This is a genomic window from Streptomyces sp. NPDC048383 (assembly GCF_040651775.1).
Classification (GTDB): Bacteria; Actinomycetota; Actinomycetes; order Streptomycetales; family Streptomycetaceae; genus Streptomyces.
This window is the reverse complement of the sequence record NZ_JBEZKS010000014.1, coordinates 97621-114337: the sequence shown is the minus strand read 5'-3', so window position 1 is coordinate 114337 and position 16717 is coordinate 97621. Positions and strand designations below refer to the sequence as shown.

Below are 16717 nucleotides of genomic sequence, written 5' to 3'. Positions count from 1 at the left end.
GCCGTGCTCGACGCGATGACCCTCGACCTGGCCCCGGTCGTGGCCCGCGAGCCCGATCCGCTGCTCTTCGCCACCGTCTCGGGCGCCCACCTGTACGGCTTCCCCTCCCGGGACTCCGACGTCGACCTGCGCGGCGTGCACCTGCTGCCCGCGCGGGCGCTGCTCGGCCTGCGGGACCCCGAGCTGACCCGGACCCGGATGTGGGACGACGACGGGGTGGAGATGGACCTCGTCACCCACGACCTGCGCAAGTTCGCGGCCCTGATGCTGCGGCCCAACGGCTACGTACTGGAACAGCTGTTGTCGCCGCTCGTGGTGCACACCACCCCCGCGCACGAGGAACTCGTGGCGCTCGCCCCCGGCGTACTGACCTCCCACCACGCCCACCACTACCGGGGGTTCGCCGGCACCCAGTGGCGCCTCTTCGGCAGCAGCGGCGAACTCAAGCCGCTGCTGTACGCGTTCCGCGCGCTACTCACCGGCATCCACCTGATGCGCTCCGGCGAGGTACAGGCCCACCTGCCGACCCTGCTCGACGAGGTGCCCGAGGCGCCCGCGCACCTGGCGGACCTGGTGGCGGCGAAGGTGGCCGCCGAGCACGGCGGGTACGCCGGAGCGCCGCCGACGGCCGACTACGAGGCGCTGCACGCGGTCCTGGACGCGGCGCGGGCAGCGACGGCCCTGCCGGAGCGGGGGAGCGCGTTCGAGGCGCTCGACGCGTTCGTCGTCCGCGCGCGCGGCGCGTAGCCGGACCCGGCGCGCCCCGGCCGTCAGGCCCGGGCAGCCCCGGCCGAGGCGCGGCGGGTCCGCCGCAGGAAGTCCTCGACCCGGGCCCGGTCCGGCTCGGCGGGGAGCGGGCCGGTGGTGAGGGCGGCGTCGGACTCGGCCGCGAGGCGGTTCATCCAGGCGTCGACCTCGTCCCAGTCGACCTCGCCCCGCCGGACCGCGAGGAGGCGTTCGCGGTCGGGGCCCGCGTCGATCGTGAGGCGGCCGGTGCGCAGCAGATCGCGGCAGGATCCCAGGAGCCGCAGCAGGTGCATGGCGTGCTTCCAGCGCGGGGCGCCGTGGACGCGGACGTCGGCGAGCAGCTTGCCGTGCTGGGACTTCGCGTACTGGGTGAAGCTGGTGTGGGCCCGGCGGGAGAGGAACGCGCCGCGCAGGGCGAGGAGTTCCTCCCCCACCGGGGTGACCCGCTCGACCAGGGGGGAGTGCAGGCACTCCAGGACGTTCGGATTGGCCCGCAGCGCCAGCTCGCAGAAGCGTTCCAGCTCCCAGGAGAACTCCTCCTCCCGGGGCCCCTCGACGTGCGTCGGAGGCTTCTCGAACCGCCAGAACAGCGGCGTGGGGGCGAGGTAGACACCGCGCACGTCGGTGTCGCTCGCCTCCGTCGCCAGACCGAAGGCCCGGGAGCCCATGACGCAGCTGTAGATCGTGTGGTCCCGTACCAGGCCGAGGTCGTCCATCCCGGGAGGTTAGGCGGGCCCGGGCCCGCTAGGCGAGCGAGATACTGCCGTCGGCCGCCACTGTGATCTTCTTCTCGGGCAGCGGGCGGGTGGCGGGGCCCTTGGTGGCCGCGCCGTCGGTCACGCTGAACGTGCTGCCGTGGCAGGGACAGTCGATCTGCCCGTCCCGGACCTTGTCGACCAGGCAGCCCTGGTGCGTGCACACGGCCGAGAAGCAGCGGAAGGACCCGGCGGTCGGCTGGGTGACCACCACCTTCTCCTCCTTGAGCACCGTGCCGCCGCCGACCGGCACCTCGGAGGACTTCAGCAGCGCCTTCGCCGCGGGGGCGGCGGTGGACCCGCCCGGCTCACCGGTGGAGGCGCCGCCCGGCTCGCTCGCCGGCTTCTCCGAGCCGCCGCCGCAGGCGGTGATCGTGCCGGCCGCCAGGGCGGCGGCTCCGGCCGCGAGTACGGTGCGCCGGGCGGTCTGCGTGGGGTCGCTCATGTGATCTCCTCGCTGGGGTGCCGGGATGGCGTGGAGCATCCTGGCGCGTGGCGGGCCCCAGGTGAAGCCCGCCACACCGGTTCATCCCTCCGGCTGCCACGGCGTCAGTTCCGCCGGGCGGCCGGGGGCTCGTACGACTTCCCACACGCGGGCCACCGCGTTCCGGTTCAACGGACCGTGCACATGGGGGTAACGGCCGTCCGACTCATCCGACCGGCGGACCTCGGCCGTCAGCGCCGTCTCGTCCAGCTCCACGGCGAGCAGGGTGCCGGGCGTCCGCCGGTAGTGGGCCTCCGCGATGGCCAGCAGGGTCGCCCGGTCCGCCGAGCAGTGGACGAAGCCCTCGGAGGCGAGCGAGGCGGGGGCGTACGGGAGCTCCGGCGCGGCGCTCCAGTCGGCGAGCGGGACGATGTGGAAGATCATGCCGGTCGTTCTACCGCACGGCGCGGGCGGCGGCGCGTGGAGGCCCGCCCTACCGGGGGCACGCGTGTACGGCGAGTGGCGGCTCGGATCGATTCGGGTGACATTGTCCGTGTCTCGACGCCGGGCGCCGCGCTGGATGAGCGGGCCCGCTCCCTCTTCGAAAGGCGTGACCATGGCGGGTAATGACCTCGGCTCCCTGCTCGGCTCCCTCCTCGGCGGCGGCCAGGGCGGCCAAGGCGGCCAGGGCGGCGGCGCGGGCAACATCCTGGGCGCCCTGCTCGGAGCCCTCGGCGGCGCGGGCGGCGGTGGCCAGGGCGCCCAGGCGGCGGGCGGCGGCAGTAACCCGCTGGGCGGGCTGTTGGACATGCTGACCAAGTCCGGTCTGGTCGACCAGGCCCGGTCCTGGGTCGGCACCGGCGAGAACAAGGCCGTCAGCGGAGCGGAGATCGCGCAGGCCCTGCCGGACGAGGCCCTCCAGAAGGTCGCCCAGCAGACGGGCGTCAGCCCGGAGCACGCCGCCGACCAGATCGCCCGGGCGCTGCCCACGGCGGTCGACAAGTTGACCCCGCAGGGTTCCCTCCCGTCGGGCTCGCTGGAGGACATCATCAAGCAGCAGAAGCTGTAGGCGGCAGCCCGCCCCGGGCCCGGCGCCGTCCCACGGGGTGGCCGCCGGGCCCTCGCGCCGTACCGGCCGGCTACCCTGAGTGGGGCCTGCCGTCCGCGATCACCCTGGAGCACCCGTGAGAACCGCCGTCGTCATCGGAACCGGACTGATCGGCACCTCCGCGGCGCTCGCGCTGACCGCCCGCGGCATCACCGTCCACCTCGTCGACCACGACCCCTCCCAGGCCCGGACGGCCGCCGCCCTCGGCGCCGGCACCGACGAGGCCCCCGAGCACCGCGTCGACCTCGCGATCGTGGCCGTCCCCCCGGCGCACGTGGCGTCCGCCCTCGCCGACGCGATCGGACGCGGCCTCGCCCGGGCGTACGTGGACGTCGCCAGCGTCAAGGGCGGCCCGCGCCGCGAGCTCGCCGCGCTGGGTGTCGACGCCGGGGCGTACATCGGCACGCACCCGATGGCCGGCAAGGAACGATCCGGCCCGCTGGCCGCGACGGCCGACCTCTTCGAGGGCCGCCCCTGGGTGCTGACCCCCACCCGCGACACCGACCACGAGGTGCTGAACCTGGCGCTGGAACTCGTCGCGCTGTGCCGGGCCGTCCCCGTCGTGATGGACGCGGACGCCCACGACCGGGCCGTGGCCCTCGTCTCGCACACCCCGCAGCTCGTGTCGAGCATGGTCGCGGCCCGGCTGGAGGAGGCCGACGAGACCGCGGTCCGGCTGTGCGGGCAGGGCATCCGGGACGTGACGCGGATCGCGGCGTCCGACCCCCGGATGTGGGTGGAGATCCTCTCCGCGAACCCCGGGCCCGTCGCCGACGTCCTCTCCGGGATCGCCGCCGACCTGGAGGAGACCGTGGAGGCCCTGCGCGGACTACAGTCCGCCGACGAGGCCAAGCGCCGCGGCGGCGCCGCCGGCATCGAGGACGTCCTGCGGCGCGGCAACGCCGGCCGCGTCCGGGTCCCCGGCAAGCACGGCGCGGCCCCCACCGCCTACGAGACGGTCGGCGTCTTCATCAGTGACCGCCCCGGCGAACTGGCCCGGATCTTCGCGGACGCGGGCCGCGCCGGCGTCAACATCGAGGACGTGCGCATCGAGCACGCCACCGGCCAGCAGGCGGGCCTGGTCCAGCTGATGGTGGAGCCGCGCGCCGTCCCCGGCCTGGAGGCGGAGCTGCGCGAGCGGGGCTGGGCCCTGCGCCAGCAGTAGCCCCGTCGGGCCGGGCCGCTCCCGGCCCCCGCGGGGGCCGCCCTCCCGGGCGGAGCCGGCGGGTGCCGGGGCCCGGTAACCTGGGGGGAGGGGCGCTTTTGGCGCGCCCGGACACGTACGCGCAACCAGGAAGGTGCCCGCACCGTGGAAACCGCAGCTCCGTCCGCCGTGATCGTCGCCATCGACGGTCCCTCCGGCACGGGCAAGTCCAGCACCTCCAAGGCCGTGGCCGCCAAGCTCGGACTCCGCTACCTGGACACCGGCGCCCAGTACCGGGCCATCACCTGGTGGATGATCACCAACGGCGTCGACACCGACGACCCGCAGGCCGTCGCCGTCGCCGCCGGCAAGCCCACCCTCGTGTCCGGTACGGATCCGGCCGCCCCCACGATCACCGTGGACGGCCTCGACGCCGCCGCCCCCATCCGCACCCGGGAGGTCACCTCCAAGGTCAGCGCCGTCAGCGCCGTCCCCGAGGTGCGCACCCTGATCACCGACCTCCAGCGCTCCATCGCCGCCGAGGCGGCCGAGGCGGGCGAGGGGATCGTCGTCGAGGGCCGGGACATCGGCACCACCGTGCTGCCCGCCGCCGACCTCAAGGTCTTCCTGACCGCCTCGGCCGAGGCGCGCGCCGCCCGCCGCAGCGGCGAACTGCGCGGCAAGGAGGCCACGGACCTCGCGGCCACCCGGGAAGCCCTGGTCAAGCGGGACGCGGCCGACTCCGGCCGCAAGACGTCCCCGCTGGCCAAGGCCGACGACGCCGTCGAGGTCGACACCACCGAACTCACCCTCGACCAGGTCATCGAGTGCGTCGTGACCCTGGTCGAAGAGCGGCGCACCAGGTGAGCGCAACGCCCTCCTTCAAGGGCGCGGCGGTCGGCAGGCGCATCGGCATCGGGCTCATGTACGGGCTGTGGAAGCCCCGCGTGCTGGGGGCCTGGAAGGTGCCCGTCTCCGGCCCCGTCATCCTCGCGGTGAACCACGCCCACAACATCGACGGACCCATGGTCATGGGCACCGCCCCGCGCCCCCTGCACTTCCTGATCAAGAAGGAAGCGTACGTGGGGCCCCTCGGCCCCTTCCTCGACGGCATCGGGCAGGTGAAGGTGGACCGCGGCGGCGCCGACCGCACCGCCATCACCCGCGCGCTCGGCGTGCTCGACGGCGGCGGCGCCCTGGGGATCTTCCCCGAGGGCAGCCGCGGCGACGGCGACTTCGGGTCCCTGCGCGCCGGACTCGCGTACTTCGCGGTCCGCAGCGGCGCCCCGATAGTGCCCGTCGCCGTGCTGGGCAGCACCGAGGCCAAGGGCCGCGTCGTCAAGGGGCTCCCCCCGCTGCGCAGCCGGGTCGACGTCGTCTTCGGCTCCGCCTTCGACGCCGGGGACGGGACGGGCCGCCGTACGCGGACCGCGCTGGACGCCGCCACCGTACGCATCCAGGACCGGCTGACCGCCCACCTGGCCGACGCCAAGCGCCTCACCGGGCGCTGAGCGAGACTTGAACCAGTAGTGGAACCGCGCTGCGCGGGCACCACCGATCACCACGAACGACGAGGAACGGACTTCATGAACGACCAGCAGGACCACGGAGCACTTGGCGACGCCGAGTACGCGGAGTTCATGGAGCTCGCCGCGGAGGAAGGCTTCGACGTCGAGGACGTCGAGGGCGCGATCCAGGAGGCGGGCCACGGCCCGCTCCCCGTGCTCGCCGTCGTCGGCCGCCCGAACGTCGGCAAGTCGACCCTGGTGAACCGCATCATCGGCCGCCGCGAGGCGGTAGTCGAGGACAAGCCGGGCGTCACCCGCGACCGCGTGACCTACGAGGCCGAGTGGGCCGGCCGCCGCTTCAAGGTCGTCGACACCGGCGGCTGGGAGCAGGACGTCCTCGGCCTCGACGCCTCCGTCGCCGCCCAGGCTGAGTACGCCATCGAGGCGGCCGACGCGGTCGTCTTCGTCGTCGACGCCAAGGTCGGCGCCACCGACACCGACGAGGCCGTCGTCCGGCTGCTGCGCCGCGCCGGCAAGCCCGTCGTGCTGTGCGCCAACAAGGTCGACGGCCAGAGCGGCGAGGCCGACGCGGCCTCCCTGTGGTCGCTGGGCCTCGGCCAGCCGCACCCGGTGTCCTCCCTGCACGGCCGCGGTACGGGCGACATGCTCGACGCCGTGCTGGAAGCCCTGCCGGAGGCCCCCGCGCAGACCTTCGGCACCGCTGTCGGCGGCCCCCGCCGGATCGCGCTGATCGGCCGCCCGAACGTCGGCAAGTCCTCCCTCCTGAACAAGGTCGCCAAGGAGGACCGGGTCGTCGTCAACGAGCTGGCCGGCACCACCCGCGACCCGGTCGACGAGCTGATCGAGCTCGGCGGCGTCACCTGGAAGTTCGTCGACACCGCGGGCATCCGCAAGAAGGTGCACCTCCAGCAGGGCGCCGACTACTACGCCTCGCTGCGCACGGCCGCTGCCGTCGAGAAGGCGGAGGTCGCGGTCATCCTGATCGACACGACCGAGAACATCAGCGTCCAGGACCAGCGCATCATCACCATGGCCGTGGAGGCCGGCCGCGCCATCGTGATCGCCTACAACAAGTGGGACGACCTCGACGAGGAGCGCCGCTACTACCTCGAGCGCGAGATCGAGACGGAGATGCAGCAGGTCGCCTGGGCGCCCCGGGTGAACGTCTCGGCGCTCACCGGCCGCCACATGGAGAAGCTGGTCCCGGCCATCGAGACCGCGCTCGCCGGCTGGGAGACCCGCATTCCCACCGGTCGGTTGAACGCCTTCCTCGGCGAGGTCGTGGCGGCCCACCCGCACCCGATCCGTGGCGGCAAGCAGCCCCGCATCCTGTTCGGCACCCAGGCGGGCAGCAAGCCGCCGCGGTTCGTCCTCTTCGCCTCCGGCTTCCTGGAGCACGGCTACCGCCGCTTCATCGAGCGCCGCCTGCGCGAGGAGTTCGGCTTCGAGGGCACCCCGATCCACATCTCGGTGCGGGTGCGCGAGAAGCGCGGAGCGCAGTACAAGAAGAAGAAGTAGGCGACCGCGGGGTCAGTAACCCCGGCGCGGAGCGGGCGGCAGGGCCGCCGGGATGTGTTGCATCCCGGTCTGGTGCTGCCGCCCGCCGCCGTATCCGGACCCGGTGGTGCCGGCGTGGGCGTACGAGGCCTGCGGGGAGGGCGTGGCCGGGACCGGGAGCGGGGCGTGGACGGGCTGCCAGGGGTCGCTCGGCCATGTGGAACTGTTCCATCCGCCGGTGCCGTACGAGCTGTACGAGGCACTCTGGGAGAACGCCGTGAAGCCGAGGTGCTCCTCGCCCGACCGGTCGCCCGGCAGCGCCCGGAAGGAGCGCCGGTACTCCGAATAGAGCGTGTCGTAGATCGGGGTGTGCGAGGCGGCCGGAGTGGTCTCCCGATCCCGTGAAGGGCGCATCGGGGGGACGCTGCTCGGAAAGGACGGGGCGCGGGATGGGTCGTATGAATGCACGTATCAGCCAACGAACCCGAGGCCGTGCGGATGCGGGGTGACGGGACGGAAAACGCAGATCGCCGGGGGTGCGCGGGACGGACCGCGCACCCCCGGCGCATGCCGCCCGGCCCCTGCGGAGGGGCGGGCGGCCGTTTCGGCGGGGAAGGTGAAGGGGGCGGATCAGGCGCCCGGCGTACCGGCCAGCGGCATGGAGGCGGCGACCAGCTTGCCGTTGCTCGCGGCCTTGTCCAGGGCGTCGCGGAGCAGGTCCTCGCGGGGCTGCTGACCGATGGAACCGACCGGCGCGGCGTAGATCAGCACGCGCTGGGTCCTGTTCACGGCGGCCCGCCAGCCGTCGGTGACGCTCAGCGCCTGGTGCGCCTGCCACCAGGCCACCTGGGGCCCGCCGTCGACTCCCGGCTGGAGGACGGCGTGCAGCTGGCCGCCCGCGAGCAGCACGGACCAGCCGCTCAGCGCCGACGGGACCTCGGCGGTGTCGGTGACCGGGATGAAGCCCTGCTCGATGAGGAGCGGGAGGAAGTCGTCGCCGGGGCCGGTGGTGCCGGGGCGGGCGATCGGGGCGGTCGGCTCGACGACCAGCGCCGGGTGCAGGTCACCGTGGAGCAGGACCAGACCGCTGGTGATGCCGAGGACGGCCTGGCCGCCGGGAACCGCCTGCGGGCCCTCGCCCTCGGGCATCGGGGCGGGGGCCGGGCTGTCCCCGGTGATGCTGCGGACCGCGCCCTGGAGCTGCTCCTCGGAGACGGTGACCACCTGCGAGGGAATGCAGTTGGCGTGGGCGAACGCCAGGACGGCGGTCTCCTCGCCGACGAACAGCACCGTGCTGGTGGGGTCGCTCTCGGGGTCGCCGGGGGTACGGCAGGAGGTGCAGTCGTAACTGCGCGGGGCGTCGTCGCCGGTGAGCAGCCTGTCGGCTTCCTCGTCACCGATCTCGGCACGTACCTCAAGACTGACGTCGAGCATGCGCGGCACGGGTTGGCTCCTCATTCGTGCGGAGGCCGGGAGGCTCCCGGCTCGCCGGGCTCAACGCGGAAGCGACGGCCGGGGTCACGCCGTTTGAGGGAACGGAATCGAACCGGACACCCGGAAGAGTGAACCGGCCGCGGCCCGCTTCGTGCTCGTGTCAACTCTTGTCCGGATGTGCCCAGTTGGTGGCCGCCGTCGGCCGTTTCGGGAGGGGTGGGCGGTCCGCCGTACGGGTGGGGTCGACGGCCGCGCCGCGTGGCGGGGTCGGCCGCCGGTGGGCGCCGCGTACCGTGTGCCGATGCCCGACCTCCGTCCTCGGATGCGGTGGGCCGCGGCCCGCGCCGCCGCCGCGCTGGTGCTCGTCCTCCCGCCGGGCGCGGCCACGGCCGCCCCCGCCGCCGGGTCCCTCGCACCGCCACCCCCCGCACCCGGACCCGCCGGCGCCGCCCACCCCGGCTCGCCCGGGGTGATCGGGCACGGGCCGGGGGACTGCGGGCCGGGCGGCGAGTGGCCCTGGGACTGCGTCGCCGACTGCGAGAGCGGCGGACGCTGGGCGGTCAACACCGGCAACGGCTTCTACGGGGGACTGCAGTTCTGGCAGCCGACCTGGGAGGACCACGGCGGCCTCGCGTACGCGGCCCGCGCGGACCTGGCCACCCGCGCCCAGCAGATCCGCGTCGCCGAGGAACTCCTCGGCACCCAGGGCTGGGAGGCCTGGCCGGTGTGCGCGAAGCGGTACGGGCTGGCCGGGCGGGCGCACGTGGTGCGGCCCGGGGAGACCCTGGCGGGCATCGCCGCCAAGCACCGGGTACCGGGCGGCTGGCGGGCGCTCCACGAGGCGAACCGGGCGGCGCTCGGCGAGCGGCCGCAGCACCTGACGGTGGGTACCCTGCTCAGCCTCCCGCCCGCCACCCCGCCCGCGCCGCGGCCCACCCCGGCCCCCGCTCCCGCGCCGTCGGCCTCGAACCCCACCGCGCCGGTGCCCGCGAGGCCGTCCGCGACCCCGCCCGTACTCGCGCCGCCGGCCCCGGCCCCGGCCCCCACCGCGTCCGGGCCCGTGCCGGGGGCCCGGTAGGGGAGCCGAGGCGGTCGGCGAGACTACGGGGATGCTGGAGACCTCCGTACGGGCCCGGCCAAGCTGGAACAGGTGCGGCTGCGGATCCCGGTCGAGGAGGCCGCCCGGCTCGTGGGTCCCGCGGACGGGGCGCCGGAACCGCTCGACGCGGGACAGCTGTCTGCTGCGCACCGGAGCGGTCGGCCTCGACGTCCTGGTCATTCACCTGATGCTGCTCGGCTGTGAGTTCGAGGTGGTGCAGCCCGCCGAGCTGACCGAGCGGATCAGGTCCGCCCGGGACCTTCTCGGCCGCGCCCTGGAAGGCGTAACGGACAAAAGGTGAGGGCGGCGGCCGGGCTTGCGGGGGTGTGGCGCCGCCCAATGCGCGAGGGGAATTCGGTGCCTTGCGGGCGGAATTCGAAAGGGGTTCCGACGGAGGTGCGCGGGAGGCGGGGAGGAATGCCGTCCGGCTCCGGGCGGCGGATCGCGCGCCGACCCCGGCGGGCATTCGACCGTCGACAACCCGTGACACAAGCGTGACCCGGTACGGAGGAACATCCGGGCGCGAGACTGACGGGCCGGGCATATGAACGACGAAGGCGGGCCGGTCAGGTGACCGGCCCGCCTTCGTGCGCGCGGGGAGGGTGTGCGTACCGTCCCGCGCGGTGTCCTCAGCCTCCGGTGGCCGGACGGGCCGCCGCTCCCCGGCTCCCCGTCCGCTCGGTGTGCGCCGGTCGGCGGCTGCCGGCCGGGGTGACCGGGGTGCGCTCGGAGCGGATCAGGTGCGGCCGGGGAGACGCGTGGGTCGCGGGGCGCAGCGCGGGCGAGTGCCCGGCGGGCGCCGCCGTCGCGGGGGCCGGGGCGGCGACCTGGGCCACCACCGGGGCGGCGACCGGGGCGGCGACCGGCGGGGCGGCCGGTGCCCCGGACCCGCCGGCGCGCCGGGGCTGCCACTTGCCGCCCGCGGAGAGCAGCGGGGTGAGCGCGGCGGCGACGGGCTCGGGGATCCGACCCTCCTCCAGCCGGCGCCGGAGCATCTCGCGCAGCTCGAAGACCCAGGCCTCGGCGCGGGCGATGAGCGGCTCGAACCAGGGCAGCGCCAGCATGATCAGGAGGCCGGCCGTCCAGCCGAGCAGGACGTCGGACACCCAGTGCGTACCCAGGTACACGGTGGTGGCGCCGACGCTCAGGGAGACCACCGCGGAGACGATGGACAGCACCCGCCGGGTGACCGTGGTGGACGCCAGGTAGGCCAGGATTCCCCAGGTCACGACGGCGTTGGCGGTGTGGCCGGAAGGAAATATATCGCCGCCCGCGAAGAGTTCGGCGGAGCCGATCTGGGTCGCGTAGTGGGGGCCGAGCCGGCCGAGGCCGAGCTTCACGGCGCCGACGGTGATGTTCAGCAGCAGCAGGGCCACGCCGAGGGTGATCAACGGGCGCAGCGTGTGCTGGCGCCAGGAGCGCCAGCCGAGCCAGGCCGCGACCATCACGGCGGTGGGGCCGCGCTGGCCCAGGACGACGAGGTAGTCGAGGAAGGCGTGCAGCTGAGGCCACTGCTCGTAGGGCCGGAAGAACATGATCTGCCAGTCCAGCCGGACCAGCCAGGACGTCATCAGCACGGCCACGACGATCGCGAGGTAGAACGCGAGGGTCGAGGCGAGGAGCACGACGCGGTGCCGGCTCATCCGCGGGGTTTGCAGATGAGCCGGCCGCTCGGGTTCCCGGTCCAGCCGGGCGAACACCGGCTCCAGCCGGGTCAGCAATTGGTCGGTACGCACTCAATCGACGTTACCGCGCGTCGAAGGGCAGCCCGGTCGAATCGCGGGCTTTGTGATGACCATGTGATGTGGAGTGCGTCTCACGCAGTACTTAATTCCCGTTATTGCGACACCCGTTGGAACTCCGGGGATTCAACTCCCGTGGCCCCGGCGGCGTAATTATCTGCATACTTACCCGACGCTTATTGCCGCAGGTCAATTCCTTTGCCCAATCATGGATTGGAATGATCCGTTCCGTGATCGCGGCCTCCTGACCGGTCCGGAGGCCTTCCCGCGGCCGTCCTACGGAGGTCCGGACCCGTTGAGCCAGAAGGCCCCGTACACCGCCGAGCCGACGGCCACCGCGCCGAGCACCGCCGCCGCGCGCCGCGTCCCCCACCGGCCCAGGGCGGCCGCCACCGGCAGCAGCAGCGGGAACGCCGGCAGCAGCAGCCGGGGCTTGGAGCCGAAGTACCCGGAGGCGCACAGGGCCAGCGCCACCACGATCCCGCAGTACACGAGCAGCGCGGCGGGCTGCCGCTGCCGGACGCACAGCCGGTACAGCCACAGCACCAGCAGCACGCCGACGACCAGCCCGACCCCGGCGAGGAAGGCGGAGGAGGCGAGCCGCGCCCCGATGAAGCGGGCGAAGGCCCAGCCCCCGTCGAAGCCGTTGCCCCAGCCGGCCTGCACGTCCAGGTACCCCAGCAGCCCGCCACCGGTGCGCCGCCCCACCCACAGCACGTACGCCGCCGCCCCCAACGGAGCCAGCACCACCCCGGTGGCCGTCCGCCAGGAGCCCTCGCCGCGCCGCCACGCCAGGGCGGCCCCCACCCAGAGCGCCGCGACGACGGCGGCGCCGACCGGGCGGGTCAGTCCCGCCCCGGCCGCGAGCAGGCCCGCCGTGATCCAGTGCCCGCGCAGCACCCCGTACAGCGCCCACGAGGCCAGCGCCGTGAACAGGGCCTCGCTGTACGCCATGGACTGCACGACGCCGACGGGCAGCGCCGCCCACAGTGCCACCGCGAGGATCCCGGCGCGGCGCCCGAGGAGCAGATCCGCCACCGCGAAGATCCCCCAGGCGGCGGCGAACCCCGCCACCACCGAGACGACGAGGCCCGCCGACCCGTACGAGAGCCCGGTGACCGCCGCAACGAGCCGCTCCAGCCACGGCAGGAGCGGGAAGAACGCCAGGTTGGAATGGACGGCCCCGCTCGGCAGGACCACCTCGTACCCGTACCCCTCGGCGGCGATCCGGGCGTACCAGAGCGAATCCCAGCGTGCCGAGAGCAGCGTGTGGGGACTGCTGCCGGCCACCGCCCCCCAGAGCGCGAGGACGGCGAGGCCGAGCAGGCGGACGGCCGCGAAGGCGGCCAGGGCGGGAGCGGCCCGCCGCAGCCGGGACGGCGCCGCGGGGGGCTCGCTCACGTCTGTCTCGGGGGGCACGGGGGGCACGGGCGTGTCGTTCACCCCGACAGTCTCGCGGGCCCGGCTCCCGGCGCCCGCGCCGCCCGGCCGCACCGCCGGCGCGGAACCACGGAACGTGCGTGCGCGCGCACCGGGAGAAAAGGGGGAATCGGGGGAGTGGCGCACACCACAGGCCGGCCGTCGTCGAGGTGAGAGCTTGACCACGTGTCGGACACGCGAACTCGCGTACGCTGACCGTTCACTCGCGTGTCGATGCCGGACCCCGTTGGACGCCGCAAGCGCACCACCCGCGGCGGGCCGACGACGCAGGTCCGCCGAGTGTGAGGGATCACCTGGGAGGTACATGCATGTCGGGCACGCACATGACCGGCGACAGGACCCCTTCCTTCCGGCAGCGGCTCAGCGCGGTCTCCGGCGGGGCGAACCGCTGGTGGGTCCTCGCGGTGCTGTGCGTCAGCCTGGTGCTCGTCGCGCTCGACGCGACGATCCTGCACGTGGCCGTCCCCTCCGTCACCGAGGACCTGCGCCCCGGCGCGATGGAGCTCCTGTGGATCGTCGACGCCTACCCGCTGGTCTGCGCCGCGCTCCTGATCCTCTTCGGCACCCTCGGTGACCGCGTCGGGCGACGCCGCGTCCTGCTCCTCGGCTACGCGCTCTTCGGCGTCGCCTCCGCCATCGCCGCCTTCGCCGACAACGCCCAGCTCCTGATCGCCGCGCGCGCCCTGCTCGGCATCGGCGGCGCGATGATCATGCCGGCCACGCTGTCGATCCTGCGCCAGGTCTTCCCCGACCGGCGCGAGCGGGCCCTGGCCATCGGCATCTGGACCGCCGTCGCCGCGTTCGGCGCGGCCGGCGGGCCCGTGCTCGGCGGATTCCTCGTCCAGCACTTCTGGTGGGGCTCCGTCTTCCTCATCAACATTCCGTTGATGGCCCTGATCCTCCCGCTCGGCCGCTGGCTGTTGCCCGAGTCCAAGGGCTCCTCCGACGGACCCTGGGACGTCCTCGGCGCGCTGATGGCCGCCGCGGGCGTGCTCGGCTCGGTGCTCGGCATCAAGCGGATCGGCGCCGAACGCGACCTCGCCGACCCCCAGGCGCTGATCCCGCTGGCCGTCGGCGCGGCGCTGCTGATCCTCTTCGTGCGCCGCCAGAAGCGGCGCGAGCACCCGCTGATCGACATGCGGATGTTCTCCCGGGCCGCGTTCTCCACCTCCGTCGGCTGCATCGTGCTGGCCATGCTGGCCCTGGTCGGCCTCGAACTCATCGCCGTCCAGTACCTCCAGCTGGTGCTGCACCTGAGCCCGTTGGAGACCGGGTTGCGGCTGCTGCCGCTCACCTTCGCGGCCATGGCCGCGGGCGCCACCGGCTCGTACACCCTCCAGCGGGTCGGCCCCCGCACGATGGTCTCGCTGGGCTTCGTGCTTACCGCCGGCGCGGTCCTGCTGCTGACGCTGATGGGCCAGCAGGACAGGCCCCTGCTGCTGACCGTCGGCTTCGTCCTGCTCGGCTTCGGCCTCCAGACGACCCTGTTCGCCGCCTACGAGTCCATGCTGAGCGAGGCCCCGTCGGCCACCGCCGGCGGCGCGGCCTCCATAGGCGAGACCTCGTACCAGCTCGGCGCGGGCATGGGCATCGCGCTGCTCGGCAGCGTGATGAACGCCGCCTACGCGCCCGGCCTCCACCAGGTCCCCGGCGTCTCCGCCGCCGACTCGGCGGGGGCCGCGCACTCCCTCGGCGAGGCCTACCAGATCGCCGCCCGGCTCGGCGGCCCGGCGGGGGAGTCCCTGTACGCCGCGGCGCGGCACTCCTTCGTGCAGGGCCTGCACGTCACCCTCGTCGTCAGCGCCGCCCTGCTGCTGGCGGGAGCCGTCATGGCGCTGAAGCTGCCGCGCGCCATGGACGCCACCGAGCCGGTCGGGGACGAAGAAACCGGAGCGGAATGCTCCGTACGGCTCCCCGCGCAGTCGACGGCCCCCGCCGCGAACGCCGGGGCGCGGATCCCGGGGCCGACCGGGTCCGACCGCGACCCGGCCGTCGGCGGGCGGCCCGGCCGCACCGCCTGACGGCACGCTCCCGGAAGTCGGGGGTGGACCCGGGGCCCGACCGGCGACAAACTTGCACTGCTAGGTTTCGCCCACGTGCCTGCCGGGAGGCCCCTCTTGTCCGCCTCGTCCGCGTCATCCGCGCCGAAGACGCCCTTCGTCCCCACCGATCCGCTCGGCCTCGACGAGCTCCTCGCCCCCGAGGACCTCGCCGTCCGCGACACCGTCCGTTCCTGGGCCGCCGACCGGGTCCTGCCGCACATCGCCCAGTGGTACGAGGACGGCGAACTCCCCGGCATCCGCGAGCTGGCCCGCGAACTCGGCTCCATCGGCGCCCTCGGCATGTCCCTGGAGGGCTACGGGTGCGCCGGCGCGAGCGCCGTCCAGTACGGCCTGGCCTGCCTGGAGCTGGAGGCCGCCGACTCCGGGATCCGCTCGCTGGTCTCCGTGCAGGGCTCCCTCGCCATGTACGCGATCCACGCCTACGGCTCCGAGGAGCAGAAGCAGCGCTGGCTGCCCGGCATGGCGGCCGGCGAACTGATCGGCTGCTTCGGCCTCACCGAACCCGACGTGGGCTCCGACCCCGCGGCGATGCGCACCCACGCCAAGCGGGACGGCGGCGACTGGGTGCTCAACGGCCGCAAGATGTGGATCACCAACGGCTCGGTCGCCTCGGTCGCCGTGGTCTGGGCGCAGACCGACGAGGGCATCCGCGGGTTCGCCGTGCCCACGGACACGGCCGGGTTCTCCGCGCCGGAGATCAAGCACAAGTGGTCGCTGCGCGCCTCGGTGACCAGTGAACTCGTCATGGACGACGTACGGCTGCCGGCGGACGCGGTACTCCCGGGCGTCACCGGGCTCAAAGGACCGCTGGGCTGCCTCAGCCACGCGCGGTACGGGATCATCTGGGGATCCATGGGCGCGGCGCGCGCCAGTTTCGAGTCCGCGCTCGACTACGCGAGGACGCGGGAGCAGTTCGGCCGGCCGATCGGCGGGTTCCAGCTGACGCAGGCCAAGCTCGCGGACATGGCACTGGAACTGCACAAGGGCATCCTGCTCGCCCACCACCTGGGTCGGCGCATGGACGCGGGAACGCTGCGGCCGGAGCAGATCAGCTTCGGCAAGCTCAACAACGTCCGCGAGGCCATCGATATCTGTCGGACCGCGCGGACCATCCTGGGTGCCAACGGGATCTCGCTCGAATACCCCGTGATGCGGCACGCCACCAACCTCGAATCGGTGCTCACCTACGAGGGCACCGTGGAGATGCACCAACTGGTGCTGGGCAAGGCACTCACCGGGCTCGACGCCTTCCGGTGATGGCCCCGCTCAGCTCTGGTTGAAGAAGTCGCGCGAGCGACCGCCCGCTTCACCGTTGACGATCTGGGTGTCGGCCGGGGTCAGGAGGAAGACCCTGGTCGCCACCCGCTCGATCGAACCGCGCAGGCCGAAGGTCAGCCCGGCCGCGAAGTCGACGACCCGCTTGGCGTCGCCCGGGTCCATCGACGACAGGTTCACGATGACCGGGACGCCCTCGCGGAACAGTTCGCCGATGCCGCGGGCGTCACGGAAGCCGTCCGGCGTCACCGTCGCGATGCGTCGGCCGTGCTCGACGGCCGACTCGGAGGCGACCTTCACACGGGGATCGGTGACCCACTGGTCGCCGGGGCCCGAGACCGAGCCCTGCTGGCGCTCCACCGCCTCCGCGTAGTCGTCGTCGTAGTACCGCTCGTCGTCGTTGTCCTCCACGAGACCCAACCAGGCACTCGCCTTGCGTACCGAACCCATGGACGCCTCC

17 protein-coding genes and 1 pseudogene are annotated in these 16717 nt (G+C 73.8%); 10 read left to right on the top strand and 8 right to left on the bottom strand.

What is annotated here, in order from left to right; genetic code table 11:
• Nucleotides 1-3: 3 nt before the first annotated feature.
• On the top strand, nt 4-747 hold the full coding sequence (locus AB0D46_RS12955) for a nucleotidyltransferase domain-containing protein (protein WP_362877360.1): 744 nt from the start codon (nt 4-6) through the stop codon (nt 745-747).
• A 23-nt stretch (nt 748-770) separates the two neighbouring features.
• On the opposite strand, the gene AB0D46_RS12950 is transcribed toward AB0D46_RS12955, so the two are convergent.
• The 3 genes from AB0D46_RS12950 to AB0D46_RS12940 form a co-directional block, all read right to left on the bottom strand.
• A complete protein-coding gene (locus tag AB0D46_RS12950) occupies nt 771-1463 on the bottom strand; it encodes a nucleotidyltransferase domain-containing protein (RefSeq protein ID WP_362877359.1) in 693 nt (230 codons plus the stop codon).
• Nucleotides 1464-1491: 28 nt separating this feature from the next.
• Nucleotides 1492-1947, bottom strand: a complete 456-nt coding sequence (locus AB0D46_RS12945) for a Rieske (2Fe-2S) protein (protein ID WP_362877358.1) — start codon at nt 1945-1947, stop codon at nt 1492-1494.
• An 81-nt stretch (nt 1948-2028) separates the two neighbouring features.
• Nucleotides 2029-2370, bottom strand: a complete 342-nt coding sequence (locus tag AB0D46_RS12940; protein WP_362877357.1) for a DUF952 domain-containing protein — start codon at nt 2368-2370, stop codon at nt 2029-2031.
• Nucleotides 2371-2542: 172 nt separating this feature from the next.
• Between AB0D46_RS12940 and AB0D46_RS12935 the strand changes: the two genes are divergently transcribed.
• The 5 genes from AB0D46_RS12935 to der all read left to right on the top strand — a co-directional run bounded on the left by AB0D46_RS12935 (nt 2543) and on the right by der (nt 7225).
• Nucleotides 2543-2995, top strand: a complete 453-nt coding sequence (locus AB0D46_RS12935) for a YidB family protein (RefSeq protein WP_362877356.1) — start codon at nt 2543-2545, stop codon at nt 2993-2995.
• 115 nt (nt 2996-3110) lie between these two features.
• Entirely contained in the window at nt 3111-4199 is a 1089-nt protein-coding gene (locus AB0D46_RS12930) for a prephenate dehydrogenase (RefSeq protein WP_362877355.1), read from the top strand.
• A gap of 144 nt (nt 4200-4343) precedes the next feature.
• Nucleotides 4344-5045, top strand: a complete 702-nt coding sequence (gene cmk / locus AB0D46_RS12925) for a (d)CMP kinase (RefSeq protein WP_362877354.1) — start codon at nt 4344-4346, stop codon at nt 5043-5045.
• A 56-nt stretch (nt 5046-5101) separates the two neighbouring features.
• Nucleotides 5102-5689: a lysophospholipid acyltransferase family protein gene (locus tag AB0D46_RS12920; protein WP_362877395.1), complete on the top strand. Its 588-nt coding sequence runs from the start codon at nt 5102-5104 to the stop codon at nt 5687-5689.
• A gap of 75 nt (nt 5690-5764) precedes the next feature.
• Entirely contained in the window at nt 5765-7225 is a 1461-nt protein-coding gene (der, locus tag AB0D46_RS12915; RefSeq protein WP_362877353.1) for a ribosome biogenesis GTPase Der, read from the top strand.
• Between the two features lie 12 nt (nt 7226-7237).
• Here der and AB0D46_RS12910 read toward each other — a convergent pair whose 3' ends face one another.
• Together AB0D46_RS12910 and AB0D46_RS12905 are read right to left on the bottom strand one after the other, a co-directional pair.
• Nucleotides 7238-7618: a hypothetical protein gene (locus AB0D46_RS12910; RefSeq protein WP_362877352.1), complete on the bottom strand. Its 381-nt coding sequence runs from the start codon at nt 7616-7618 to the stop codon at nt 7238-7240.
• Between the two features lie 216 nt (nt 7619-7834).
• Nucleotides 7835-8647 (bottom strand): hypothetical protein, encoded by an 813-nt coding sequence (locus AB0D46_RS12905; protein WP_362877351.1) that lies wholly within the window; start codon nt 8645-8647, stop codon nt 7835-7837.
• Between the two features lie 292 nt (nt 8648-8939).
• On the opposite strand from AB0D46_RS12905, the gene AB0D46_RS12900 reads away from it, so the two are divergent.
• Together AB0D46_RS12900 and AB0D46_RS12895 are read left to right on the top strand one after the other, a co-directional pair.
• A complete protein-coding gene (locus tag AB0D46_RS12900; protein WP_362877350.1) occupies nt 8940-9716 on the top strand; it encodes a transglycosylase family protein in 777 nt (258 codons plus the stop codon).
• 72 nt (nt 9717-9788) lie between these two features.
• Nucleotides 9789-10038 (top strand): annotated as a pseudogene (locus tag AB0D46_RS12895) (WYL domain-containing protein); the annotation flags it as partial.
• A gap of 328 nt (nt 10039-10366) precedes the next feature.
• Here AB0D46_RS12895 and AB0D46_RS12890 read toward each other — a convergent pair.
• A complete protein-coding gene (locus AB0D46_RS12890; RefSeq protein ID WP_362877349.1) occupies nt 10367-11473 on the bottom strand; it encodes a phosphatase PAP2 family protein in 1107 nt (368 codons plus the stop codon).
• A 282-nt stretch (nt 11474-11755) separates the two neighbouring features.
• The gene (locus AB0D46_RS12885; protein WP_362877348.1) at nt 11756-12880 is read right to left on the bottom strand and encodes a glycosyltransferase family 39 protein; all 1125 of its coding nucleotides are present in this window, start codon (nt 12878-12880) and stop codon (nt 11756-11758) included.
• A gap of 347 nt (nt 12881-13227) precedes the next feature.
• On the opposite strand from AB0D46_RS12885, the gene AB0D46_RS12880 reads away from it, so the two are divergent.
• Both AB0D46_RS12880 and AB0D46_RS12875 read left to right on the top strand, forming a co-directional pair.
• Nucleotides 13228-14940, top strand: coding sequence for an MFS transporter (locus tag AB0D46_RS12880; RefSeq protein WP_362877347.1), 1713 nt, complete (start codon nt 13228-13230; stop codon nt 14938-14940).
• A 96-nt stretch (nt 14941-15036) separates the two neighbouring features.
• Nucleotides 15037-16239, top strand: coding sequence for an acyl-CoA dehydrogenase family protein (locus AB0D46_RS12875; RefSeq protein ID WP_362877346.1), 1203 nt, complete (start codon nt 15037-15039; stop codon nt 16237-16239).
• 9 nt (nt 16240-16248) lie between these two features.
• Here the strand turns inward: AB0D46_RS12875 and sepF are convergent, their stop codons facing one another.
• A complete protein-coding gene (gene sepF / locus AB0D46_RS12870) occupies nt 16249-16707 on the bottom strand; it encodes a cell division protein SepF (protein WP_362877345.1) in 459 nt (152 codons plus the stop codon).
• Nucleotides 16708-16717: the final 10 nt, after the last annotated feature.